This is a genomic window from Prevotella sp. LCP21S3_D2, from assembly GCF_052118345.1.
In the GTDB taxonomy this organism is placed as follows: domain Bacteria; phylum Bacteroidota; class Bacteroidia; order Bacteroidales; family Bacteroidaceae; genus Prevotella.
This window is the reverse complement of the sequence record NZ_JBQKHJ010000007.1, coordinates 69,478-89,645: the sequence shown is the minus strand read 5'-3', so window position 1 is coordinate 89,645 and position 20,168 is coordinate 69,478. Positions and strand designations below refer to the sequence as shown.

General features: G+C 42.8%; 33 protein-coding genes. All 33 read left to right on the top strand.

Features of this window, described 5'->3' with window-relative positions; all coding sequences use genetic code 11:
- Positions 1-72 precede the first annotated feature (72 nt).
- The 33 genes from ACTQ16_RS06890 (at position 73) to rpsM (ending at position 20,155) form a co-directional block, all read left to right on the top strand.
- Positions 73-588 carry a sigma-70 family RNA polymerase sigma factor gene (locus ACTQ16_RS06890; protein ID WP_441936736.1) on the top strand — a complete coding sequence of 172 codons (516 nt, stop codon included), beginning with the start codon at positions 73-75 and terminating at the stop codon, positions 586-588.
- A complete protein-coding gene (locus ACTQ16_RS06885; RefSeq protein WP_441936735.1) occupies positions 581-1,222 on the top strand; it encodes a DUF4974 domain-containing protein in 642 nt (213 codons plus the stop codon). The genes ACTQ16_RS06890 and ACTQ16_RS06885 overlap by 8 nt, the downstream gene beginning before the upstream one ends.
- A gap of 68 nt (positions 1,223-1,290) precedes the next feature.
- The gene (locus ACTQ16_RS06880; RefSeq protein WP_441936733.1) at positions 1,291-3,837 is read left to right on the top strand and encodes an outer membrane beta-barrel family protein; all 2,547 of its coding nucleotides are present in this window, start codon (positions 1,291-1,293) and stop codon (positions 3,835-3,837) included.
- A gap of 191 nt (positions 3,838-4,028) precedes the next feature.
- Positions 4,029-4,355, top strand: a complete 327-nt coding sequence (locus tag ACTQ16_RS06875; RefSeq protein ID WP_153125293.1) for a DUF3467 domain-containing protein — start codon at positions 4,029-4,031, stop codon at positions 4,353-4,355.
- A 241-nt stretch (positions 4,356-4,596) separates the two neighbouring features.
- Positions 4,597-4,977 carry a 30S ribosomal protein S12 gene (gene rpsL / locus ACTQ16_RS06870; RefSeq protein ID WP_006848839.1) on the top strand — a complete coding sequence of 127 codons (381 nt, stop codon included), beginning with the start codon at positions 4,597-4,599 and terminating at the stop codon, positions 4,975-4,977.
- A 186-nt stretch (positions 4,978-5,163) separates the two neighbouring features.
- Positions 5,164-5,640 (top strand): 30S ribosomal protein S7, encoded by a 477-nt coding sequence (gene rpsG, locus ACTQ16_RS06865; RefSeq protein WP_153125295.1) that lies wholly within the window; start codon positions 5,164-5,166, stop codon positions 5,638-5,640.
- A gap of 29 nt (positions 5,641-5,669) precedes the next feature.
- On the top strand, positions 5,670-7,784 hold the full coding sequence (gene fusA / locus ACTQ16_RS06860) for an elongation factor G (RefSeq protein ID WP_294969745.1): 2,115 nt from the start codon (positions 5,670-5,672) through the stop codon (positions 7,782-7,784).
- A 113-nt stretch (positions 7,785-7,897) separates the two neighbouring features.
- A complete protein-coding gene (gene rpsJ, locus ACTQ16_RS06855; RefSeq protein ID WP_006283658.1) occupies positions 7,898-8,203 on the top strand; it encodes a 30S ribosomal protein S10 in 306 nt (101 codons plus the stop codon).
- A gap of 20 nt (positions 8,204-8,223) precedes the next feature.
- Positions 8,224-8,838, top strand: a complete 615-nt coding sequence (gene rplC / locus ACTQ16_RS06850; RefSeq protein WP_294686191.1) for a 50S ribosomal protein L3 — start codon at positions 8,224-8,226, stop codon at positions 8,836-8,838.
- Positions 8,838-9,467 carry a 50S ribosomal protein L4 gene (gene rplD, locus ACTQ16_RS06845; protein WP_153125301.1) on the top strand — a complete coding sequence of 210 codons (630 nt, stop codon included), beginning with the start codon at positions 8,838-8,840 and terminating at the stop codon, positions 9,465-9,467. The genes rplC and rplD overlap by 1 nt, the downstream gene beginning before the upstream one ends.
- A 17-nt stretch (positions 9,468-9,484) precedes the next feature.
- Positions 9,485-9,778, top strand: a complete 294-nt coding sequence (gene rplW / locus ACTQ16_RS06840; protein WP_006848834.1) for a 50S ribosomal protein L23 — start codon at positions 9,485-9,487, stop codon at positions 9,776-9,778.
- A gap of 8 nt (positions 9,779-9,786) precedes the next feature.
- Positions 9,787-10,614: a 50S ribosomal protein L2 gene (gene rplB, locus ACTQ16_RS06835; RefSeq protein ID WP_089543925.1), complete on the top strand. Its 828-nt coding sequence runs from the start codon at positions 9,787-9,789 to the stop codon at positions 10,612-10,614.
- Between the two features lie 10 nt (positions 10,615-10,624).
- Positions 10,625-10,891 carry a 30S ribosomal protein S19 gene (gene rpsS, locus ACTQ16_RS06830; protein WP_006848832.1) on the top strand — a complete coding sequence of 89 codons (267 nt, stop codon included), beginning with the start codon at positions 10,625-10,627 and terminating at the stop codon, positions 10,889-10,891.
- Between the two features lie 36 nt (positions 10,892-10,927).
- A complete protein-coding gene (gene rplV / locus ACTQ16_RS06825) occupies positions 10,928-11,332 on the top strand; it encodes a 50S ribosomal protein L22 (RefSeq protein ID WP_006848831.1) in 405 nt (134 codons plus the stop codon).
- Between the two features lie 9 nt (positions 11,333-11,341).
- Positions 11,342-12,079 carry a 30S ribosomal protein S3 gene (rpsC, locus tag ACTQ16_RS06820; protein ID WP_153125305.1) on the top strand — a complete coding sequence of 246 codons (738 nt, stop codon included), beginning with the start codon at positions 11,342-11,344 and terminating at the stop codon, positions 12,077-12,079.
- Between the two features lie 16 nt (positions 12,080-12,095).
- Positions 12,096-12,524 carry a 50S ribosomal protein L16 gene (gene rplP, locus ACTQ16_RS06815; RefSeq protein ID WP_006848829.1) on the top strand — a complete coding sequence of 143 codons (429 nt, stop codon included), beginning with the start codon at positions 12,096-12,098 and terminating at the stop codon, positions 12,522-12,524.
- 2 nt (positions 12,525-12,526) lie between these two features.
- On the top strand, positions 12,527-12,721 hold the full coding sequence (rpmC, locus tag ACTQ16_RS06810) for a 50S ribosomal protein L29 (protein WP_006848828.1): 195 nt from the start codon (positions 12,527-12,529) through the stop codon (positions 12,719-12,721).
- 2 nt (positions 12,722-12,723) lie between these two features.
- Positions 12,724-12,990 (top strand): 30S ribosomal protein S17, encoded by a 267-nt coding sequence (gene rpsQ / locus ACTQ16_RS06805; RefSeq protein ID WP_006848827.1) that lies wholly within the window; start codon positions 12,724-12,726, stop codon positions 12,988-12,990.
- Positions 12,991-12,992: 2 nt separating this feature from the next.
- Positions 12,993-13,358, top strand: coding sequence for a 50S ribosomal protein L14 (gene rplN / locus ACTQ16_RS06800; RefSeq protein ID WP_294969736.1), 366 nt, complete (start codon positions 12,993-12,995; stop codon positions 13,356-13,358).
- 20 nt (positions 13,359-13,378) lie between these two features.
- The gene (gene rplX / locus ACTQ16_RS06795) at positions 13,379-13,696 is read left to right on the top strand and encodes a 50S ribosomal protein L24 (RefSeq protein ID WP_089543922.1); all 318 of its coding nucleotides are present in this window, start codon (positions 13,379-13,381) and stop codon (positions 13,694-13,696) included.
- Entirely contained in the window at positions 13,696-14,250 is a 555-nt protein-coding gene (gene rplE / locus ACTQ16_RS06790) for a 50S ribosomal protein L5 (RefSeq protein ID WP_288231472.1), read from the top strand. The genes rplX and rplE overlap by 1 nt, the downstream gene beginning before the upstream one ends.
- A gap of 5 nt (positions 14,251-14,255) precedes the next feature.
- Complete coding sequence (gene rpsN, locus ACTQ16_RS06785) at positions 14,256-14,558, top strand: 30S ribosomal protein S14 (protein ID WP_089543921.1); 303 nt, start codon at positions 14,256-14,258, stop codon at positions 14,556-14,558.
- A 71-nt stretch (positions 14,559-14,629) separates the two neighbouring features.
- Positions 14,630-15,025 carry a 30S ribosomal protein S8 gene (rpsH, locus tag ACTQ16_RS06780; protein WP_006848822.1) on the top strand — a complete coding sequence of 132 codons (396 nt, stop codon included), beginning with the start codon at positions 14,630-14,632 and terminating at the stop codon, positions 15,023-15,025.
- Between the two features lie 14 nt (positions 15,026-15,039).
- Complete coding sequence (gene rplF, locus ACTQ16_RS06775) at positions 15,040-15,612, top strand: 50S ribosomal protein L6 (protein WP_153125309.1); 573 nt, start codon at positions 15,040-15,042, stop codon at positions 15,610-15,612.
- A gap of 18 nt (positions 15,613-15,630) precedes the next feature.
- Positions 15,631-15,975 (top strand): 50S ribosomal protein L18, encoded by a 345-nt coding sequence (gene rplR, locus ACTQ16_RS06770; protein WP_022122151.1) that lies wholly within the window; start codon positions 15,631-15,633, stop codon positions 15,973-15,975.
- Positions 15,976-15,981: 6 nt separating this feature from the next.
- A complete protein-coding gene (gene rpsE / locus ACTQ16_RS06765) occupies positions 15,982-16,494 on the top strand; it encodes a 30S ribosomal protein S5 (protein WP_117662536.1) in 513 nt (170 codons plus the stop codon).
- Positions 16,495-16,510: 16 nt separating this feature from the next.
- Positions 16,511-16,687, top strand: a complete 177-nt coding sequence (rpmD, locus tag ACTQ16_RS06760; RefSeq protein ID WP_153125311.1) for a 50S ribosomal protein L30 — start codon at positions 16,511-16,513, stop codon at positions 16,685-16,687.
- Between the two features lie 26 nt (positions 16,688-16,713).
- Positions 16,714-17,160, top strand: a complete 447-nt coding sequence (gene rplO / locus ACTQ16_RS06755; protein ID WP_294969726.1) for a 50S ribosomal protein L15 — start codon at positions 16,714-16,716, stop codon at positions 17,158-17,160.
- Positions 17,161-17,164: 4 nt separating this feature from the next.
- Positions 17,165-18,502 (top strand): preprotein translocase subunit SecY, encoded by a 1,338-nt coding sequence (secY, locus tag ACTQ16_RS06750; protein WP_118116704.1) that lies wholly within the window; start codon positions 17,165-17,167, stop codon positions 18,500-18,502.
- 15 nt (positions 18,503-18,517) lie between these two features.
- The gene (map, locus tag ACTQ16_RS06745; RefSeq protein WP_441936731.1) at positions 18,518-19,318 is read left to right on the top strand and encodes a type I methionyl aminopeptidase; all 801 of its coding nucleotides are present in this window, start codon (positions 18,518-18,520) and stop codon (positions 19,316-19,318) included.
- Between the two features lie 2 nt (positions 19,319-19,320).
- Entirely contained in the window at positions 19,321-19,539 is a 219-nt protein-coding gene (gene infA, locus ACTQ16_RS06740; protein WP_006848815.1) for a translation initiation factor IF-1, read from the top strand.
- 17 nt (positions 19,540-19,556) lie between these two features.
- Positions 19,557-19,673 carry a 50S ribosomal protein L36 gene (gene rpmJ, locus ACTQ16_RS06735; protein WP_006848814.1) on the top strand — a complete coding sequence of 39 codons (117 nt, stop codon included), beginning with the start codon at positions 19,557-19,559 and terminating at the stop codon, positions 19,671-19,673.
- 101 nt (positions 19,674-19,774) lie between these two features.
- Entirely contained in the window at positions 19,775-20,155 is a 381-nt protein-coding gene (rpsM, locus tag ACTQ16_RS06730; RefSeq protein ID WP_022252022.1) for a 30S ribosomal protein S13, read from the top strand.
- The last annotated feature ends 13 nt before the right edge of the window (positions 20,156-20,168 follow it).

The window sequence follows — 20,168 nt, the reverse complement described above, 5'->3', positions numbered from 1 at the left end:
TTTCTTCTTCATGGGTTGGGAATTTTGTACTTTGATGTGTTCTTGGGATAAACAATACAGATAAAAATAGAAATGGAAAAGATAGAACAACTTTTTCGCCAGCATTATTCAAAGATGTTTCTCGTTTCGAGGATGATTCTAGGCGATGAAGAGACCGCAAGGGATGTGGTGAGCGATATTTTTGCAGATTTGCTCAGTGGAAAGCTTCGGCTTCCACCTAAAAGTACGGAAGGTTACTTTCTCGTTCTTACTCGAAACCGATGTTTGAATTATCTCAGAAAGATGACCCTTCACGAAAAGGTCAAGGCTGGTCTTAAAGTGGACCATACGGTAGATATCGTGCATGATGAAAACCGAATCATTCGCGAGATAGACCATGAGATGAGCAAGGCAGATCAGATGCTTCGTTTTGTAGATGAAGAATTGACGCTCCAAACCCGGCGCGTGGTCAATATGCATTATCGCCAGAAACTCACTTATCATGAAATCTCAGAAGAGTTAGGTATCAGTGAGGCTGCCGTCTATAAGCATCTTGCTCAAGGTATCAAACGAATAAAAGAACATTTTAATCCCAAGAACAATGGATAAGTTAACACAAGTAATCGACATGATTGAGCACCCAGAGCATTATTCTGAGTCTCAGATGAAAGAGATTCTCCAAGATGAGAAGTCTCGCCAGACCTATCTCACGATGATGGAGATGCGTATGGCTTTTGATAAAGAAGCGACAGAGAAAGATTTGGATGTAGATAAGGAATGGCAATTGTTTGCTGAACAGCATCCGGTAGTGAAGTCCCGTTTTGATTGGCGCAAACTCGCTGCTTCCTTTATAGGTGTATGTTTGCTGTCTTGCATCGCCTTTGCTGCCATTCATACATTCAGTTCGCATCGTCAGGTAGAAGAAACATCGGCAGGGGATACGTCTCAGGTAAAAGTAGTATCCTGTCCAAATACTGCTGCTGTCAGTGATAAAGCTACGTCATCTGATGTCAAGAAGGAAATTGTGCATAAGACTTTCGACAATGTTTCCTTAGAAACGATGCTCGGAGAAATGGCAGAGTATTATGGAGTGAAGATTGTGTTCCAGAACCAGGAAGCCAAGCAGCTTCGTTTCTATTATGAATGGAACAGCGAGAACAGTCTGCAGAGTGTAGTGGATGAATTGAATCATTCACAGCAGATAGTTCTCTCTTTGGACAATGAGCAACTTGTTGTAGAATAACCCAGTCGCTGACAGGTCTGTTTACAAGTTGGCTTATTTGTAATATGTATCAAATCAATATAAAGATTATGAAGAAATATATGTTCGCTTTCCTGATGTGTCTGTTGGTACAGGCATCGTTTGGACAGCGCATCTCTCGAAGCTATAGCAACCGTTCAATGTCCGAAGTCCTGAAGGATTTAGACAAGGCAACCCGTCGATATAAAATCAGTTTTATCTATAATGAACTGGAAGATTTCACCGTCACTACCTCTTTCCGTAATCTCGATTTGCAGGAAGCTTTGGGGCGGGTCTTTGGATTTTATCCGATGAAGGCTACGATAGAGGATAGCTTGATATTCGTGGAATGTACCCAAAAGGAACCTACCAAATTGATGGGACGGGTGATTGATGAACGTCATCGACCAGTGGATTTTGCCAATGTGGCTTTACTCAATCCTAGGGATTCTTCCTTTCTCACAGGTGGTGTGACCAATGCCAGCGGCAATTTCGTGATACCTTGTGGCATGAAGAAGGTTCTCGCCAAAGTAAGTTGTGTTGGTTATTACACCTTATATAATATATATAATGTGGGAAAAGTCGGAAATGTGGTATTGAAGGAGAGTACCATGCATATCAATGGTGTTACGGTGAAGGCGAAATTGCCATCTTTCAAGATGGGACGTGAAGGAATGCTCATAGACATACAGCATTCTGATTTGTCAAAAGTAGGAGATGCCGTTGATGTACTCCGACAATTACCTCGCATCAATGTAAGTAGTACCGATGTCATCAGCGTTTATGGCAAGGGTACACCTATTATATATATCAACAATAAGCAGGTGAGAGATTCCAGGGAATTGCAGCGCCTGAAGTCTGATGCCATCAAGAATGTGGAAATCATTACTTCGCCTGGTGCAAGATATGATGCCACGGTCAGTTCGGTGATTCGTATCCGGACCGTCAAGAAGCAAGGTGAAGGTATGAGTGGTTCCTTGAATTCCATGGTATGGTATAATGGATATCTGGGAGGGTCAGAACAGCTTAGTCTCAATTATCAGAGTGAAAAGCTCAACATGTTTGGGTCTCTTTGGGGATATACAAGAGGGCATAAGGAGGCTACTTCGCTAATTCAGCATATTGAAGGAACGAAGAATGTTACCGTAAACCAGTATGATCCCTTATCCTATCGCAATACAATGGGAGAAGTAAACTTTGGTTTCAATTATGATCTCAATGATGAAAACTCTATCGGTGCTTCTTATGATTTAGAATGCGAACCCTATGCGAAAGGGCATGTTGATGGACAGCAGGAAATATTCAATGAGGGACAACCTGTGGATATCATCAAACAGAAAGCATTGGTCGATGATATAGGTGGTCCTACCCATGAGTTGAATGCTTACTATGTGGGAAAGGTCAATAAACTGGGAATAGACTTTAATGGAACCTATCTCTGGCAAAAAACTGGGCGGGATATGTTGGAAACAGAAGAGGCTACCGTATTGGAAAATCGGGAAATCCATACTGCGAGTCGCCGCCATAATCAGTTGCTTGCAGGCAAACTGGTTCTTTCTTATCCCATAGCCAAGGGGCAGTTGGAGTTAGGAAGCGAAGTGAGCCATACCCACAGTAGCGGAGAATATAGCAATGCGGAAGGCATTGTGGCGGATGCTTCTACCGATATGAAGGAAGATAATTTGGCGGGATTTCTTGCCTTTTCATATCCTTTAGGCTCGTTTTCAATGGATGCAGGATTGAGATACGAGTATGTGTCTGCCAAGTATTATTCTTTCGGTAAGTATGAAGAAGAGCCTAGCAGGAATTATAGCAATTGGTTTCCCAACCTGACCCTGTCATGGAATAAGGAACCATGGGCGGCATCTCTGGCGTATACCTGCAAGACAAAGCGTCCTTCTTATAGTTCCTTGCGCAATGAGGTGCAGTATGATAATCGCTATATGTATGAAGGTGGCGATCCTTATCTTCGTCCTACCATTGCTCATGATGTTTCATTGGATGTGATGTGCAACTGGGTTTCGTTTGGTGTGGAGTATCTTTATGAGGACAATCCCATCATCTGGTATGTTACCCTTTATAATCATCAGGATATAGCCTTCTTGAGAAATGTGAACTTTTCCAGCAAGCAGACGATGACAGCGTATGTCATAGCTGCTCCCAAGTTCGATTGGTATCAGCCTACATGGCAAGTCTTCTTTCAGAAGCCTTTTTTTGATGCGGAAAAATATGGTGCTCCTCGTGGTTTGTCGAAGCCTGCCTTGGGTATTACATGGAACAACCAGTTTAAGTTGAGCTCCACTTGGACTTCATGGGTAACTCTTCATGCCAATACTACATCCTATAATGCTTTCCGCCGGTATCGCTCTGGTTATTATGCCTCCATGCGAATGGTTAAGACATTTTTGGATGAAGCTTTGACTGTTAATTTCTATGCAGACGATATCTTCAGAAGTCAGAAAGACCAATGGACCATGTATGGTGACCATGCAACCTTGACGAAGGATAGTTATAATAGTGCCCGTGAAATTGGTGTCAGGGTGGTCTATAAATTCAATTCCGGTCATAGAAAGTATAAGGGCTCAGGTGCTGGTAATGCAGAGAAGAGCCGCTTCTGACAGACCGGTTCTTCAGATAAAAAAGAATTTATATTTCAAAAGTCCTTTCATACTAAGCTTGTGTCTTTGAAGCGTTTTAGTGTGAAAGGACTTTTAACACAAAATAATTGGCAGATTATTCGTTTTTTCCAGATATTATGTGTAAATTTGCATCATAAATTAAAGTTTAACCCTATTAACTTGATAAAATTATGGAAGAAAATAAGAATAAGGAACAGCAGAATCAGTTCCAGATGGGTATCAGCCCAGAAGTAGCAGAAGGTACATATTCAAACTTGGCATTGATTACCCATTCTAGCTCAGATTTCATTTTGGATTTTGCTTGTGCACTCCCAGGAATGCCGGCACCTCAGATCAAGAGCCGTGTCATCATGGCACCAGAGCACGCTAAGCGTTTGCTTCAGGCCTTGCAGAGTAATGTATATAATTATGAGCAGACTTTCGGTAAGATTAAGATGGCAGAAGAGCAGCAGGATCGTACTATCGCTCCATTCGGCACACCAAAAGGTGAGGCTTAATCCATAAAACATACATACTAAGACTAAATTTCCTGCTAAATTCCACTTTTTCTTTATAAGTTTTGTTTTTAATAGTTATATAAAGTTAAAATTTAGAATCCTTTTTCAAAAGTTACCTATAATATTAGGTAGTTTGCAGAAAAAATCGTAACTTTGCACCCCGAAAAACCCCATAATGTGGTGGCTTATACGGAAATAAGACAATAATAAAAAACAAAATAATAAATTAAAAAGTAAAATTATGCCTACTATTTCACAGTTAGTAAGAAAAGGCAGAAGAGTTTTGGTAGACAAGAGCAAGTCTCCAGCTTTGGATTCATGTCCTCAGCGTCGTGGTGTTTGCGTTCGTGTTTACACAACAACTCCAAAGAAGCCTAATTCGGCAATGCGTAAGGTTGCCCGTGTACGTTTGACAAACTCTAAGGAGGTTAACTCTTACATTCCAGGAGAGGGACACAACTTGCAGGAGCACTCAATCGTATTGGTTCGTGGTGGTCGTGTAAAGGACCTTCCTGGTGTTCGTTATCACATCGTTCGTGGTACTCTTGATACCGCAGGTGTTGCAAACCGCACACAGCGTCGTTCTAAGTACGGTGCTAAGCGTCCAAAGGCTAAGAAGTAATTCTAAATCCGGACAAAATTAAAAGAAATCCGAAAACTCACGGTCGGAGAAGGTCGAGAGTTTAGGTAAAAAGATTATTTTATTAAACGTTTTGCTGGAGAAGTAACAGGTTGAGTAAATACTCGGGTGCGAGTGTTGAAGAACGATATACAGCCCCATGCAGAATTTAAATTTTTTCGATTAAAAATGAGAAAAGCAAAACCAAAGAAGAGAGTGATCCTCCCAGATCCAGTCTTCAACGACCAGAAGGTCTCTAAATTCGTAAATCATTTGATGTATGATGGTAAGAAGAATACATCTTATGAGATTTTCTACAATGCACTCGATACCGTAAAGGCTAAGATGGCTAACGAGGAGAAGTCTGCACTTGAAATTTGGAAGCAGGCTCTCGATAATATTACTCCACAGGTTGAGGTTAAGAGCCGCCGTATTGGTGGTGCTACCTTCCAGGTTCCTACAGAAATTCGTCCTGACCGTAAGGAAAGTATCTCTATGAAGAACCTTATCAGCTTCGCTCGCAAGCGTGGTGGTAAGACTATGGCAGACAAGCTTGCTGCTGAGATTATGGATGCTTATAACAATCAGGGTGGCGCTTTCAAGCGTAAGGAGGATATGCATCGTATGGCTGAGGCTAACCGTGCATTTGCTCACTTCAGATTCTAATTTAACATATAAAATAGGTTTAAAAGAAAATGGCAAATCGCGATTTACATTTGACACGTAACATCGGTATCATGGCGCACATCGATGCCGGAAAGACAACAACATCTGAGCGTATCTTGTTCTATACAGGTAAGACTCATAAGATCGGTGAGGTACACGATGGTGCTGCTACAATGGACTGGATGGTCCAGGAGCAGGAGCGTGGTATTACTATCACTTCTGCAGCTACAACTTGTAACTGGAACTATCTCGGTAAGTCTTATAAGATTAACTTGATCGATACTCCGGGACACGTTGACTTCACTGCTGAGGTTGAGCGTTCACTCCGTGTACTCGATGGTGCTGTTGCTACATATTCTGCAGCTGACGGTGTACAGCCACAGTCAGAGACAGTATGGCGCCAGGCTGACAAGTACAATGTACCTCGTATCGGTTATGTAAACAAGATGGACCGTTCAGGTGCTAACTTCTTTGAGACAGTTCAGCAGATGAAGGATATCTTGGGTGCTAATCCTATTGCTATTCAGATTCCTATTGGTGCAGAGGAGAACTTCAAGGGTGTAGTTGACCTGATCAAGATGAAGGCTATTCTCTGGCACGATGAGACTATGGGTGCTGAGTATGACGTAGAGGAAATTCCTGCTGATTTGGCTGACGAGGCTGCAGAGTGGCGTGATAAGCTTCTTGAGGGTGCTGCTAACTTCGATGACGAGGTTATGGAGCTCTATCTCGATGGTCAGGATATTCCAGAGGAGAAACTCCTTGCTGCTATCCGTAAGGGTTGCTGCGCTATGGAATGCTGCCCAATGTTGCTCGGTTCTTCATACAAGAACAAGGGTGTTCAGCCATTGCTCGACTATGTATGTGCATTCTTGCCATCACCAATGGATACTCCAAATATCATCGGTACTAACCCTGATACAGAAGAGGAAGAGGATCGTAAGCCATCTGAGGATGAGCCAACATCTGCTCTCGCATTTAAGATTGCTACTGACCCATTCATGGGCCGCTTGGTATTCTTCCGCGTTTACTCAGGTAAGGTTGTTGCTGGTTCTTATGTTTACAACCCACGTTCTGGCAAGCGCGAGCGTATCAGCCGTCTGTTCCAGATGAACTCTAAGCAGGAAATTCCAATGGAGTCAATCGACGCAGGTGATATCGGTGCAGGTGTAGGTTTCAAGGATATCCGTACTGGTGATACACTCTGTGATGAGGATCACCCAATTGTATTGGAGTCTATGACATTCCCTGATACTGTAATCTCTATCGCAGTTGAGCCTAAGAGCCAGGCTGACATCGCTAAGTTGGATAACGGTCTCGCTAAGTTGGCTGAGGAGGATCCAACCTTTACAGTACGTACTGATGAGCAGAGCGGTCAGACAATCATCTCTGGTATGGGTGAGCTCCACTTGGATATCATCATCGACCGTTTGAAGCGTGAGTTCAAGGTTGAGTGTAACCAGGGTAAACCTCAGGTTAACTACAAGGAGGCTATCACTAAGACAGCTCAGAGCCGTGAGACTTACAAGAAGCAGTCTGGTGGTCGTGGTAAGTTCGCTTGTATCGATGTAACCATCGGTCCTAAGGACGAGGATTACAAGGAGGGCGACTTGCAGTTCATCAACGAGGTTAAGGGTGGTAACGTTCCTAAGGAATTCATCCCATCAGTACAGAAGGGCTTCGCTGACTGTTTGTCAAATGGTGTACTCGGTGGCTTCCCAATGACAGGTTTGAAGGTAACTTTGACCGATGGTAGCTTCCACCCAGTTGACTCTGACCAGTTGTCATTCGAGTTGGTAGCACATCAGGCATTCAAGGTACTTTGCCCTAAGGCTGGTCCTGTTTTGATGGAGCCTATCATGAAGGTAGAGGTTGTTACTCCAGAAGAGAACATGGGTGACGTAATCGGTGACTTGAATAAGCGCCGTGGTCTCGTTCAGGGTATGGAAGAAGGTCGTAGCGGTGCTCGCATCGTAAAGGCAATGGTTCCATTGGCTGAGATGTTCGGTTATGTAACAGCTTTGCGTACTATCACTTCTGGTCGTGCAACAAGTTCTATGGAGTACGATCATCATGCACCTCTTTCTTCAACAATTGCTAAGGCTGTGTTGGAGGAGGTTAAGGGTCACGCAGAACTTCTTTAATAACAAAGAAATAATGGTAAGATGAGGCGCTGCTTAGCGAATGACTCTTAAGCAGCGTACCTCTTCTTCCTTTAGACTAAAATAATTCATATAATAATAACTTAATTTTAAAAATGAGTCAGAAAATCAGAATTAAGCTGAAGTCTTACGACCACCAGTTGGTTGACAAGTCAGCTGAGAAGATTGTGAAGGCTGTAAAGGCAACAGGCGCTATCGTTAGTGGTCCTATTCCACTGCCAACACACAAGCGTATTTTTACTGTAAACCGTAGTACTTTCGTTAACAAGAAGTCTCGCGAGCAGTTCCAGCTCTCAGATTTCAAGCGTCTCATTGACATCTACAGCTCAACAGCTAAGACAGTTGATGCCTTGATGAAGCTTGAATTGCCAAGTGGTGTAGAAGTAGAAATCAAAGTCTAATTATTAAAAATTAAATTGAAATGCCAGGATTAATTGGAAAGAAAATCGGAATGACATCCGTTTTCAGTGCCGACGGTAAGAACATTCCGTGCACTGTTATCGAAGTAGGTCCTTGTGTTGTAACCCAGGTTAAGACCGTAGAAAAGGATGGTTACAAGGCTTATCAGTTAGGTTTCGAAGAGGCAAAGGAGAAGCGTACTTCTCAGCCTATGATGGGAATCTTCAAGAAGGCAGGCACAACACCTAAGAAGCACTTGGCCGAGTTCAAGTTTGATGAGGAGTACAACCTCGGTGACACCATTACAGTTGAAATCTTCAACGGCTGCAAGTTCGTTGACGTAATTGGTACATCAAAGGGTAAAGGCTTCCAGGGCGTTGTTAAGCGTCACGGATTCGGTGGTGTAGGTCAGTCTACTCATGGTCAGGATGACCGCGCCCGTAAGCCGGGATCTATTGGTGCATGTTCTTACCCTGCTAAGGTATTCAAGGGTATGCGCATGGGCGGCCAAATGGGAGGTGATAGAGTAACAACTCAGAACCTTCAGGTGTTAAAGGTAATTCCAGAGCAGAATCTCCTTATCGTTAAGGGTTCTTTCGCTGGATGCAAAGGTTCAACTGTTTTAATTGAGAAATAATGGAAGTTAGCGTATTAGATATCAAAGGTCAGGAGACCGGCCGCAAGGTAGCTCTTAATGATGCAGTCTTCGGCATTGAGCCTAACGATCACGTTCTCTACCTCGACGTAAAGCAGTATCTCGCTAACCAGCGTCAGGGTACAGCTAAGTCTAAGGAGAGAAGCGAGATGAGCGGTTCTACTCGTAAGCTTGGTCGTCAGAAGGGCGGCGGCGGTGCTCGCCGTGGTGATATTAACTCACCTGTACTCGTAGGTGGTGCTCGCGTATTTGGTCCTAAACCACGTGATTACCGCTTCAAGCTCAACAAAAAAGTAAAGATTCTTGCTCGTAAGTCTGCTTTGTCTTACAAGGCACAGGAGAGCGCAATCGTAATGTTGGAAGATTTCACATTCGAGGCTCCAAAGACTAAAGAATTCTTAAGTGTTCTTAAGAATCTTAAAATCGAGGGCAAAAAAGTACTCTTTGTTTTGCCAGAATCAAATAAAAACGTATATTTGTCTGCACGTAACTTACAGCGCGCTGAGGTTATCCTCGCATCTAACGTCAATTCGTACAAAATTTTGAACGCAGATGTTGTAGTGATTACAGAAAAGTCGCTTGAGACTATCGACCAGATCTTAACAAAGTAAAAAGGAGATATTAGAATATGGCATTTATTATCAAACCATTGGTTACTGAGAAGATGACCAAGATTACAGACAAGCAGCCTAACCGCTATGGCTTCGTTGTTCGTCCTGAGGCTAATAAGCTCGAGATTAAGAAGGAAGTTGAGAGTCTGTATAATGTTACAGTAGTTGACGTGAACACTATTCGCTACGCTGGCAAGCGCTCTGCTCGTTACACAAAGGCAGGTCTTGTTAAGGGTCAGAAGAATGCGTTCAAGAAGGCAATCGTTACTCTTAAGGAGGGCGATACAATTGATTTTTACAGCAATATTTAAAATAAAAAATGGCAGTACGTAAATTAAAACCGGTTACTCCGGGTCAAAGACACAAGGTTATTGGCACGTTCGAGGATATTACTGCATCCGTGCCAGAGAAGTCTCTCGTTTACGGTAAGCGTTCTACCGGCGGTCGAAACAACACCGGTAAGATGACCGTTCGCTACATTGGCGGTGGTCATAAGCAGAAGTATCGTTTAATCGACTTCAAACGTGAGAAAGATGGTGTTCCAGCAGTTGTTAAGACAATCGAGTACGATCCAAACCGTTCGGCTCGTATCGCTTTGCTTTACTACGCTGATGGTGAAAAACGTTACATTATTGCTCCTAACGGACTTCAGGTAGGCGCTACTTTGATGTCAGGTGCAGAGGCTGCTCCTGAAATCGGTAACTGTCTTCCATTGGCAAACATCCCTGTAGGTACAGTGATCCACAACATCGAGTTGCGTCCTGGTCAGGGTGCTTTGTTGGTTCGTTCGGCTGGTAATTTTGCTCAGTTGACTTCTCGTGAGGGCAGTTATTGTGTAATTAAGCTCCCTTCTGGTGAAACACGCCAGATTTTGAGTGCTTGTAAGGCTACAGTTGGTAGTGTTGGTAACTCTGACCATGCTCTTGAGCAGTCTGGTAAGGCTGGTCGTTCACGCTGGTTGGGTCGTCGTCCACACAACCGTGGTGTTGTTATGAACCCTGTTGATCACCCAATGGGTGGTGGTGAAGGTCGCCAGAGTGGTGGTCATCCACGTTCACGTAAGGGCTTGTACGCTAAGGGTCTTAAGACTCGCGCACCTAAGAAGCTTTCTAACAAGTATATTATTGAAAGAGCTAACAAAAAATAAAGAGTAAATTATGAGTCGTTCACTTAAAAAGGGTCCATACATCAACGTTTCTCTCGAGAAGAAGATTCTCGCTATGAACGAGAGTGGCAAGAAGAATGTTGTTAAGACATGGGCTAGAGCTTCAATGATATCTCCTGATTTCGTAGGACATACTGTTGCAGTTCATAACGGTAATAAATTTATCCCTGTTTATGTTACAGAGAATATGGTTGGCCACAAGCTTGGAGAGTTCGCTCCAACACGTCGCTTTGGCGGTCACTCTGGTAACAGAAAGTAAGCTAAGGGTTAAACCATTTAAAAATTTAAGTAAATAATGGGAGCAAGAAAACATATTGCGGCTGAGAAATTGAAAGAAGCCCGTAAAAACTTGTACTTCGCTAAGTTGGTAGGCGTTCCTTCTTCTCCACGTAAGATGCGCTACGTTGTAGACATGATTCGTGGTATGGAGGTAAACCGTGCACTCGGAGTACTTCGCTTCTCTAAGAAGCAGGCATCTGCTGACGTTGAGAAATTACTCCGTTCAGCTATAGCTAACTGGGAAGCAAAGAATAATCGCAAGGCTGAAGACGGTGAGCTTTATATCAGTAAGGTCTTCGTTGACGAAGGCGTTACAATGAAACGTATGAGACCTGCACCACAGGGTCGTGGTTATAGAATCCGTAAGCGTTCTAACCATGTAACTCTCTTTGTTGATGCAAAAACTAATGACGAAAAATAATTAAGTAGAATGGGACAGAAAGTTAATCCGATTAGTAACCGACTTGGTGTTATCCGTGGTTGGGATTCAAATTGGTTCGGTGGTAAGAACTTCGGTGACAACCTCGTAGAGGATCAGAAAATCCGTAAGTATCTTAACGAGCGCCTTGCTAAGGCAAGTGTTTCTCGTATCGTTATCGAACGTACATTGAAACTTGTTACCATTACTATTTGCACAGCCCGTCCAGGTATTGTCATTGGTAAAGGTGGTCAGGATGTAGATAAGTTGAAGGAAGAGTTGAAGAAGCTCTACAAGAAGGAGATTCAAATCAACATCTTCGAGGTTAAGAAGCCTGAGCTTGATGCTACCATCGTTGGTAAGAACATCGCGAGCCAGATTGAGCACATGATTGCTTATCGTCGCGCTATCAAGATGGCAGTTGCTAACACCATGCGTGCTGGTGCTGAGGGTATCAAGATTCAGATTACAGGTCGTCTGAACGGTGCTGAAATGGCACGTAAGGAAATGTACAAAGAGGGTCGTACTCCTCTTCACACTTTCCGTGCAGACATCGACTATTGCCAGTGCGAGGCTCTTACTAAGGTAGGTTTGCTTGGCATCAAGGTTTGGATTTGCCGTGGTGAGGTTTATGGTAAGGCTGATCTTACTCCAAATTTCGCTCAGGACAACAAGAGCAACAATAATAACCGTGGAAACGGTCGCTCTAACAACCGTGGTGGTAATCGTAAAAGAAACAATAACCGTTAAATTTTAGAAAGCTATCATGTTACAGCCAAAAAGAGTAAAATATAGAAGACCTCAAGATGGTCGTGGCAACAAAGGCAACGCTCACAGAGGTACACAATTGGCATTCGGTTCTTTCGGCATCAAGACTCTTGAGTCAAAGTGGATCGATAGCCGTCAGATTGAGGCAGCTCGTGTGGCATTGAACCGCTACATGAACCGTCAGGGTCAGGTCTGGATCCGAATTTTCCCTGATAAGCCAATCACTCGTAAGCCTGCAGATGTCCGAATGGGTAAAGGTAAGGGTGATCCAGCAGGATGGGTTGCACCTGTTACACCAGGTCGTATTCTCTTCGAAGTAGAGGGTGTAAGTTTCGATATCGCTAAAGAAGGCCTTCGCCTTTGTGCTCAGAAACTTCCAGTGAAGACTAAGTTTATTGTTAGACGTGATTACGATAAAAACGCTTAATTATGAAGATTGCAGAAATTAAAAATATCGAGACCAAGGAATTGGTTGAGAAGTTGGAGGCAGCTGTTGACGCTTTGAACAAGAAGAAGATCAACCACAATGTTACTCCACTTGAGAATCCATCAGAGATTAAGGTTGCTCGTCGTGATATCGCACGTATGAAAACTGAACTTCGTCAGAGAGAACTTAACAAATAATAATGGTCCAGATGGAAACAAGAAATTTAAGAAAAGTAAGACAGGGTGTTGTTATCAGCAACAAGATGGATAAAACCATTGTTATTGCAGCTAAGTTCAAGGAGATGCACCCTATTTATGGTAAGTTTGTCCAGAAGACAAAGAAGTACCATGCGCATGACGAGAACAATGAGGCTAACGTAGGTGATACAGTTATGATCATGGAAACTCGTCCTCTGTCTAAGACAAAGAGATGGAGATTAGTACAAATCGTAGAAAAAGCTAAGTAATTATGATACAGACTGAATCAAGACTTACAGTATGTGATAACAGCGGCGCTCGCGAGGCTCTCTGCATTCGAGTTCTCGGTGGTACAGGCCGTCGTTACGCAAGTGTTGGTGACGTAATTGTCGTTGCTGTCAAGAACGTTATGCCATCAAGTGATTTGAAGAAGGGTGCAGTATCAAAGGCTTTGATTGTTCGCACAAAGAAGGAGATTCGTCGTCCAGACGGTTCATATATCCGTTTCGACGATAACGCTTGTGTATTGCTCAACAATGCAGGTGAGCTTCGTGGTAGCCGTATCTTCGGTCCTGTTGCTCGTGAGCTTCGTGCAGTTAATATGAAAGTCGTTTCTTTGGCACCTGAGGTTCTTTAATATTAAAAAAGTAAAAAGTAATGAGTAAGTTACATATTAAGAAAGACGATACCGTTATCGTTATTGCCGGTGCTGATAAGGGCAAGACAGGTAAGGTGCTCAAGGTCCTCGTTGACGAGAACCGTGCCATCGTTGAGGGTGTGCACATGGTATCTAAGAGCACTAAGCCATCTGCTCAGAATCCTCAGGGAGGCATCGTAAAGCAGGAGGCTCCTATTCATATCTCAAATTTGAGTTTGATCGATCCTAAGAGTGGCAAGGCTACTCGCGTTGCTATCAAGCATGAGGGTAAAAACGTTGTTCGCATCGCTAAAAAGTCAGGGGAGGAAATCAAGTAATGGATACAGCACAGTTAAAGAAAGTATATAAGGAGACAATCGCACCAGCTCTTCAGAAGCAGTTCAACTATTCTTCTGCTATGGAGATTCCAGTATTGAAGAAGATTGTCATCAACCAGGGTCTCGGTGACGCTACTCAGGACAAGAAGCTTGTTGACGTAGCTATCAATGAGATTACTGCTATCACCGGTCAGAAGGCTGTTGCTACATATTCTAAGAAGGATATCGCAAACTTCAAGCTTCGTAAGAAGATGCCTATCGGTGTTATGGTAACATTGCGTCGTGAGCGTATGTACGAGTTCTTGGAGAAACTCGTTCGTGTTTCTCTTCCTCGTATCCGCGACTTCAAGGGTATTGAGAGCAAGTTTGATGGTCGTGGTAACTACACATTGGGTATCACAGAGCAGATCATCTTCCCAGAGATCAATATCGATGAGATTGATCGTATTCAGGGTATGAACATTACCTTCGTAACAACTGCTAAGACAGACGAGGAAGGTTTTGCTCTTTTGAAGGCTTTCGGTCTTCCATTCAAGAACGCAAATAAAGATTAAGAGATATGGCAAAAGAATCAATGAAAGCTCGCGAGATTAAGCGTGCAAAGCTTGTAGCTCGTTACGCTGAAAAGCGCGAAGCTCTGAAAAAGATTATTGCAACTTCTAATGATCCAGCCGAAGCATACGAGGCAGCTCGTAAGCTTCAGGCTATCCCAAAGAATGCAAACCCTATCCGTCTTCACAACCGTTGCAAGATCACTGGTCGTCCTAAGGGTTATATCCGCCAGTTTGGTCTTTCTCGTATCCAGTTCCGTGAGATGGCTTCTGCAGGTTTGATTCCTGGTGTAAAGAAGGCTAGCTGGTAATCTTTAAAGGCAAAGAATTTTTTTATTTAATATTGTCGGGGTAGTCCCGATTAATTAAACATTTATATTTTATGACAGATCCAATAGCAGATTATCTGACAAGACTCAGAAACGCAATCATGGCACATCACCGTGTTGTTGAAGTTCCTGCGTCTAACTTGAAGAAAGAGATTACAAAGATCCTCTTCGAGAAAGGTTACATCCTCAACTACAAGTTTGTAGAGGATGGTCCTCAGGGCTCAATCAAGGTTGCCTTGAAGTACAACCCAACTACAAAGCAAAACGCTATCAAGTGTTTGAAGCGCGTGTCTACTCCAGGTTTGCGTAAGTACACTGGTTACAAGGACATGCCTAGAGTTATTAACGGATTAGGTATCGCAATCTTATCTACATCCAAAGGTGTAATGACAGACAAAGAGGCTTCTGATCTTAAGATCGGTGGCGAGGTTCTTTGCTATATTTATTAATTGGAGGCTTTTATATGTCTAGAATAGGAAAATTGCCAATTAGTATCCCTGCAGGTGTTACTGTAAACTATGACAACGATTCACACGTTTGTACAGTAAAGGGCCCTAAGGGTGAACTTTCTCAGTGGATTGATCCATCTATCAAGTTTATCAATGCAGATGGTCATATTAGCTTTGAAATCGATGAAAATAGTCCTGTAAATGTTAAGCAGAAGCAGGCTTTCCACGGTTTGTATCGCTCTCTCGTCCACAACATGGTTGTTGGTGTTAGCGCTGGTTATACAAAGGTTTTGGAATTGGTAGGTGTTGGTTATCGTGTTTCTAACCAGGGCAACCTTATTGAGTTTGCTTTGGGTTACACTCACCCTATTTTCATCCAGTTGCCTAAGGAGATTAAGGTTGAGACTAAGTCTGAAAGAAACCAGAACCCAATCTTGACATTGGAGTCATGTGACAAGCAGTTGTTGGGACTCGTTTGTGCAAAAATTCGTTCTTTCCGCAAGCCTGAGCCTTATAAGGGTAAGGGTATTCTCTTTAAGGGTGAAGTTATTCGCAGAAAGTCTGGTAAGAGTGCTTCAGCTAAGTAATTTTAATTATTTACGATTATGACAACAAAGAAAGTAGAAAGACGAATTAAGATAAAGTTCCGCATTCGTAAGAGTGTGAACGGTACAGCTGAGCGTCCACGTCTTAGTGTATTCCGCTCTAACAAGCAGATTTACGCTCAGGTTATTAACGATTTGACAGGCACTACACTTGCATCAGCTTCTTCACTTGGTTTGGAGAAGATGCCTAAGCAGGAGCAGGCAACTAAGGTTGGCGAGCTCATTGCTGAGAAGGCAAAGGCTGCTGGCGTTGAGGCAGTAGTTTTCGACCGTAATGGTTATCTTTACCATGGTCGCGTAAAGCAGTTGGCTGAGGGTGCTCGTAACGGTGGTCTTAAATTTTAAACGATTATGGCAATGGATAAAGTAAAAGTAAATAACGAAGAAGTACTTAAGGATCGCTTGGTTGCTATCAACCGTGTAACTAAGGTTACTAAGGGTGGTCGTACTTTCACATTCGCTGCTATCGTCGTTGTTGGTGACGGTAATGGCGTAATCGGCTACGGTCTTGGTAAGGCAGGTGAGGTTACAGCTGCTATCGCTAAGGGTACTGAGGCTGCAAAGAAGAACTTGGTTAAGGTTCCTGTACTCAAGGGTACAGTTCCTCACGAGGTTGAGACTGCATTCGGTGGTGCTAAGGTTCTTATTAAGCCAGCTGCTGCCGGTACAGGTTTGAAGGCCGGTGGTGCTATGCGTGCTGTTCTTGAGAGCGTTGGTATCAAGGATGTCATTGCAAAGTCTAAGGGTTCTTCAAATGCCCACAACCTTGTAAAGGCTACTATTGCTGCTCTTGCTGAGATGCGTGATGCATACACAGTGGCAGGTGAGCGTGGTATCAGTATGGATAAAGTATTTAACGGTTAATTAGGAAATATCGAATATGGCAACAATTAAAGTCAAGCAGATTAAGAGTAAGATCGGTGCTCCAGTAGATCAGAAGCGTACACTCGCTTGTCTTGGTCTCCACAAGATTTCTCAGGTTGTTGAAGTAGAGGATACTCCTAGCAACCGTGGTATGATCCGTAAGGTTCATCACCTCGTAAGTGTAGTTGATTAATTAATCTTTATAAATTAGGAACGATTATGAAATTAAATAATTTGAAACCTGCTGCAGGTTCTACCCATTCACGTCGTCGTATTGGTCGTGGTCCAGGTTCTGGTCTCGGTGGTACTTCTACACGTGGTCACAAGGGTGCCAAGGCTCGTTCTGGTTATAAGAGAAAGATTGGTTTCGAAGGTGGTCAGATGCCATTGCAGCGTCGTGTTCCAAAGGCTGGATTCAAGAATATCAACCATAAGGAGTACTTCGCAGTAAACCTTTCAACTCTTCAGGCTCTTGCTGAAGCAAAGAACCTTACAAAGATCGGTATTGAGGAACTTAAGGCTGCTGCTCTTACCAATGGTAAGGAGCTCGTTAAGGTTCTCGGTAACGGTGAACTTAAAGCAAAATTGGAAGTTGAAGCTAATGCTTTCTCAAAGACTGCCGAAGAAGCAATCAAGGCAGTAGGTGGTAACGCAACTATAATCTAAGTAAATGAAAAAGTTTATTGAGACACTAAAGAACTGTTGGAAGATAGAGGATCTCCGTCAGAGACTCCTCATCACTCTTCTGTTTACGGCTATTTACCGTTTTGGCTCGTTTGTGGTGCTTCCTGGCATTAATCCGAGCATGTTGGAAAAATTACAGTCGCAGACCTCTGGCGGTCTTATGTCGCTTTTGGACATGTTCTCTGGTGGTGCATTTTCTAATGCGTCTATCTTCGCATTGGGAATTATGCCTTATATCTCAGCTTCAATTGTAATGCAGCTTCTTGCTGTCGCTGTACCTTATTTCCAGAAGATGCAGCGAGAGGGCGAGAGCGGCCGCAAGAAAATACAATGGTATACTAGAGTCCTGACAGTAGCCATTCTGGTCTTTCAGGCTCCTAGTTACCTCTTGAATTTGAAGATGCAGGCTGCTAATGCTCTTGCAACTGGTATTAGCTGGACAGTCTTTATGATTCCAGCTACTATCATTCTTGCAGCAGGAAGTATGTTCATCCTTTGGCTTGGTGAGCGTATCACTGATAAGGGTGTTGGAAATGGTATCTCTCTGATTATTATGATTGGTATCATCGCACGTTTGCCTCAGGCATTCGTTCAAGAGGTTACTTCGCGTTTGCAGGCTATCTCCGGTGGTGGTTTGATTATGTTTATCGTAGAGATTCTGATTCTTTATGCTGTTGTCTGTGCTTCAATTCTTTTGGTGCAGGGAACACGTAAAATCCCTGTTCAATACGCTAAGCGTTTGGTTGGTAATAAGCAGTATGGTGGTGCACGTCAGTACATTCCTTTGAAGCTTTTTGCTGCTAACGTAATGCCTATCATCTTTGCTCAGGCTTTGATGTTTATTCCATTGGCTATAGTTCGCTATCAGTCTGAGAATGCTAGTAGCGTTGTTCAGCAGTTGATGGATAATCGTAGTTTGCTTTACAATGTTGTTTATGTAATCTTGGTTATTGCATTTACATACTTCTATACTGCGATTACATTGAATCCTACCCAGATGGCAGAGGATATGAAACGCAATAATGGTTTCATTCCAGGTGTTAAACCAGGAAAGGATACAGCTGAGTACATTGATACCGTAATGTCTCGTATTACTTTACCAGGTTCATTATTTATTGCATTTATTGCGATTATGCCTGCTCTTGCAGGACTTCTCGATGTGCAGCAGGCCTTCTCACAATTCTTCGGAGGTACTTCTCTGTTGATTTTGGTAGGTGTCGTTATTGATACTTTGCAGCAGATCGAAAGTCATTTGCTTATGCGCCACTATGATGGCCTTCTCAATTCTGGTCATACTCGTCAGGGTGGTGTTGCAGCATATTAATCTTTATCTTTTGAAATGAAGATATTTCTGAAGACAGAGGATGAAATTAACCTGATGCGACAAGCTAACCAGTTAGTTGGTAAAACACTTGTTGAATTAGGTAAACATATAAAACCAGGTGTAACGACTCTCCATTTGGATAGGATAGCAGAGGAGTTTATCCGTGATCACGGGGCAATTCCAACGTTTAAGAATTTTCCTAATCCATATGGAGAGCCTTTTCCCGCTAGTATATGTACATCTATCAATGATGTGGTTGTACATGGCATTCCTAGTGAAAAGGATGTTCTCAATGATGGTGATATCATTTCCATCGACTGTGGAACTCTTTTGAATGGCTTCAATGGAGATAGTTGTTATACTTTTGCCGTTGGAGAAATATCTTCTGATGTTAAGCAACTTCTTAAGGTGACCAAAGAGTCTTTATATCTAGGTATCGAACAGGCTGTAGTAGGAAAACATTTGGGTGATATTGGTTACGCTGTACAGAGCCATTGTCAACAATATGGCTATGGAGTTGTGCGGGAGTTAACAGGTCATGGCATTGGCAAGGATATGCATGAGGATCCTCCGGTACGTAATTATGGTAGTAGGGGCTCTGGTATTTTGTTAAAGGAAGGCATGTGCTTAGTCATCGAGCCGATGATAACTATGGGCGACCGTCAAATTGGTATGCTACCAGATAAATGGAGTATAGTTACTAGAGATCGTCAACCGGCTGCTCATTACGAGCATACTATTGTTGTTCGAAAAGGTAAAGCTGAAATTTTATCTTCATTCGTAGAAGTTGAACATTTAGAAGGACAAAATTTTTAATTATGGCAAAACAGGCCGCTATTGAGCAAGATGGAACAATTGTAGAGGCATTATCAAATGCGATGTTCCGCGTTGAATTAGAGAATGGTGTCGACATTACTGCCCACATCTCTGGTAAGATGAGAATGCATTACATTAAGATTTTACCTGGTGATAAAGTTAAGGTGGAAATGAGTCCATATGACTTGACAAAGGGTAGAATTGTTTTTAGATACAAATAATTATCACATATAAGGTTATGAAGACAAGAGCATCATTGAAGAAGCGTTCAGCTGATTGCAAAATTGTACGTCGTAAGGGTCGTCTCTTCGTTATCAACAAGAAGAACCCTAAGATGAAATTGCGTCAGGGTTAATGTTAAAGTTCTGTAAAAGTATGGCTGTTAAAAAAAAAAGTTGTACTTTTGCACCGCTTTTAACGCAAAGGTATTAATTTATTAATTTTTTTTATTAAACAATGGCAATAAGAATTGTTGGAGTAGATTTGCCCCAGAATAAGCGTGGCGAAATCGCATTGACCTATATCTACGGTATTGGTCGAAGTAGTTCAGCAAAGATATTGGATAAGGCAGGTGTAAGCCGTGACCTGAAAGTCAGCGAGTGGTCTGACGATCAGGCAGCCAAGATCCGTGAAATTATCGGCGCTGAGTTCAAGGTTGAAGGTGATCTCCGTTCTGAGATCCAAATGAACATTAAGCGACTGATGGATATTGGTTGCTATCGTGGAGTTAGACATCGTAATGGTCTTCCTGTTCGCGGTCAGAGCACCAAGAATAATGCTCGTACTCGCAAGGGTAAGAAGAAGACTGTTGCTAATAAGAAGAAGGCTACTAAGTAATTCTAAGGAGGAA

Bases quoted from the DNA above. Each gene is read 5' to 3' on its own strand.
- rplD (WP_153125301.1), top strand. From the start codon at position 8,838: ATGGAAGTTAGCGTATTAGATATCAAAGGTCAGGAGACCGGCCGCAAG.
- rpsM (WP_022252022.1), top strand. From the start codon at position 19,775: ATGGCAATAAGAATTGTTGGAGTAGATTTGCCCCAGAATAAGCGTGGC.
- rpsS (WP_006848832.1), top strand. From the start codon at position 10,625: ATGAGTCGTTCACTTAAAAAGGGTCCATACATCAACGTTTCTCTCGAG.
- rpsQ (WP_006848827.1), top strand. From the start codon at position 12,724: ATGGTCCAGATGGAAACAAGAAATTTAAGAAAAGTAAGACAGGGTGTT.
- rplN (WP_294969736.1), top strand. From the start codon at position 12,993: ATGATACAGACTGAATCAAGACTTACAGTATGTGATAACAGCGGCGCT.
- rplW (WP_006848834.1), top strand. From the start codon at position 9,485: ATGGCATTTATTATCAAACCATTGGTTACTGAGAAGATGACCAAGATT.
- ACTQ16_RS06885 (WP_441936735.1), top strand. From the start codon at position 581: ATGGATAAGTTAACACAAGTAATCGACATGATTGAGCACCCAGAGCAT.
- rpsL (WP_006848839.1), top strand. From the start codon at position 4,597: ATGCCTACTATTTCACAGTTAGTAAGAAAAGGCAGAAGAGTTTTGGTA.
- rplP (WP_006848829.1), top strand. From the start codon at position 12,096: ATGTTACAGCCAAAAAGAGTAAAATATAGAAGACCTCAAGATGGTCGT.
- rpsC (WP_153125305.1), top strand. From the start codon at position 11,342: ATGGGACAGAAAGTTAATCCGATTAGTAACCGACTTGGTGTTATCCGT.
- secY (WP_118116704.1), top strand. From the start codon at position 17,165: ATGAAAAAGTTTATTGAGACACTAAAGAACTGTTGGAAGATAGAGGAT.
- ACTQ16_RS06890 (WP_441936736.1), top strand. From the start codon at position 73: ATGGAAAAGATAGAACAACTTTTTCGCCAGCATTATTCAAAGATGTTT.
- rplC (WP_294686191.1), top strand. From the start codon at position 8,224: ATGCCAGGATTAATTGGAAAGAAAATCGGAATGACATCCGTTTTCAGT.
- rpsJ (WP_006283658.1), top strand. From the start codon at position 7,898: ATGAGTCAGAAAATCAGAATTAAGCTGAAGTCTTACGACCACCAGTTG.
- rpsH (WP_006848822.1), top strand. From the start codon at position 14,630: ATGACAGATCCAATAGCAGATTATCTGACAAGACTCAGAAACGCAATC.
- infA (WP_006848815.1), top strand. From the start codon at position 19,321: ATGGCAAAACAGGCCGCTATTGAGCAAGATGGAACAATTGTAGAGGCA.
- map (WP_441936731.1), top strand. From the start codon at position 18,518: ATGAAGATATTTCTGAAGACAGAGGATGAAATTAACCTGATGCGACAA.
- rpmJ (WP_006848814.1), top strand. From the start codon at position 19,557: ATGAAGACAAGAGCATCATTGAAGAAGCGTTCAGCTGATTGCAAAATT.
- rplF (WP_153125309.1), top strand. From the start codon at position 15,040: ATGTCTAGAATAGGAAAATTGCCAATTAGTATCCCTGCAGGTGTTACT.
- rpsG (WP_153125295.1), top strand. From the start codon at position 5,164: ATGAGAAAAGCAAAACCAAAGAAGAGAGTGATCCTCCCAGATCCAGTC.
- rpsE (WP_117662536.1), top strand. From the start codon at position 15,982: ATGGCAATGGATAAAGTAAAAGTAAATAACGAAGAAGTACTTAAGGAT.
- rpmC (WP_006848828.1), top strand. From the start codon at position 12,527: ATGAAGATTGCAGAAATTAAAAATATCGAGACCAAGGAATTGGTTGAG.
- ACTQ16_RS06880 (WP_441936733.1), top strand. From the start codon at position 1,291: ATGAAGAAATATATGTTCGCTTTCCTGATGTGTCTGTTGGTACAGGCA.
- ACTQ16_RS06875 (WP_153125293.1), top strand. From the start codon at position 4,029: ATGGAAGAAAATAAGAATAAGGAACAGCAGAATCAGTTCCAGATGGGT.
- rplB (WP_089543925.1), top strand. From the start codon at position 9,787: ATGGCAGTACGTAAATTAAAACCGGTTACTCCGGGTCAAAGACACAAG.
- rplE (WP_288231472.1), top strand. From the start codon at position 13,696: ATGGATACAGCACAGTTAAAGAAAGTATATAAGGAGACAATCGCACCA.
- rplO (WP_294969726.1), top strand. From the start codon at position 16,714: ATGAAATTAAATAATTTGAAACCTGCTGCAGGTTCTACCCATTCACGT.
- rpsN (WP_089543921.1), top strand. From the start codon at position 14,256: ATGGCAAAAGAATCAATGAAAGCTCGCGAGATTAAGCGTGCAAAGCTT.
- rplV (WP_006848831.1), top strand. From the start codon at position 10,928: ATGGGAGCAAGAAAACATATTGCGGCTGAGAAATTGAAAGAAGCCCGT.
- rplR (WP_022122151.1), top strand. From the start codon at position 15,631: ATGACAACAAAGAAAGTAGAAAGACGAATTAAGATAAAGTTCCGCATT.
- fusA (WP_294969745.1), top strand. From the start codon at position 5,670: ATGGCAAATCGCGATTTACATTTGACACGTAACATCGGTATCATGGCG.
- rpmD (WP_153125311.1), top strand. From the start codon at position 16,511: ATGGCAACAATTAAAGTCAAGCAGATTAAGAGTAAGATCGGTGCTCCA.
- rplX (WP_089543922.1), top strand. From the start codon at position 13,379: ATGAGTAAGTTACATATTAAGAAAGACGATACCGTTATCGTTATTGCC.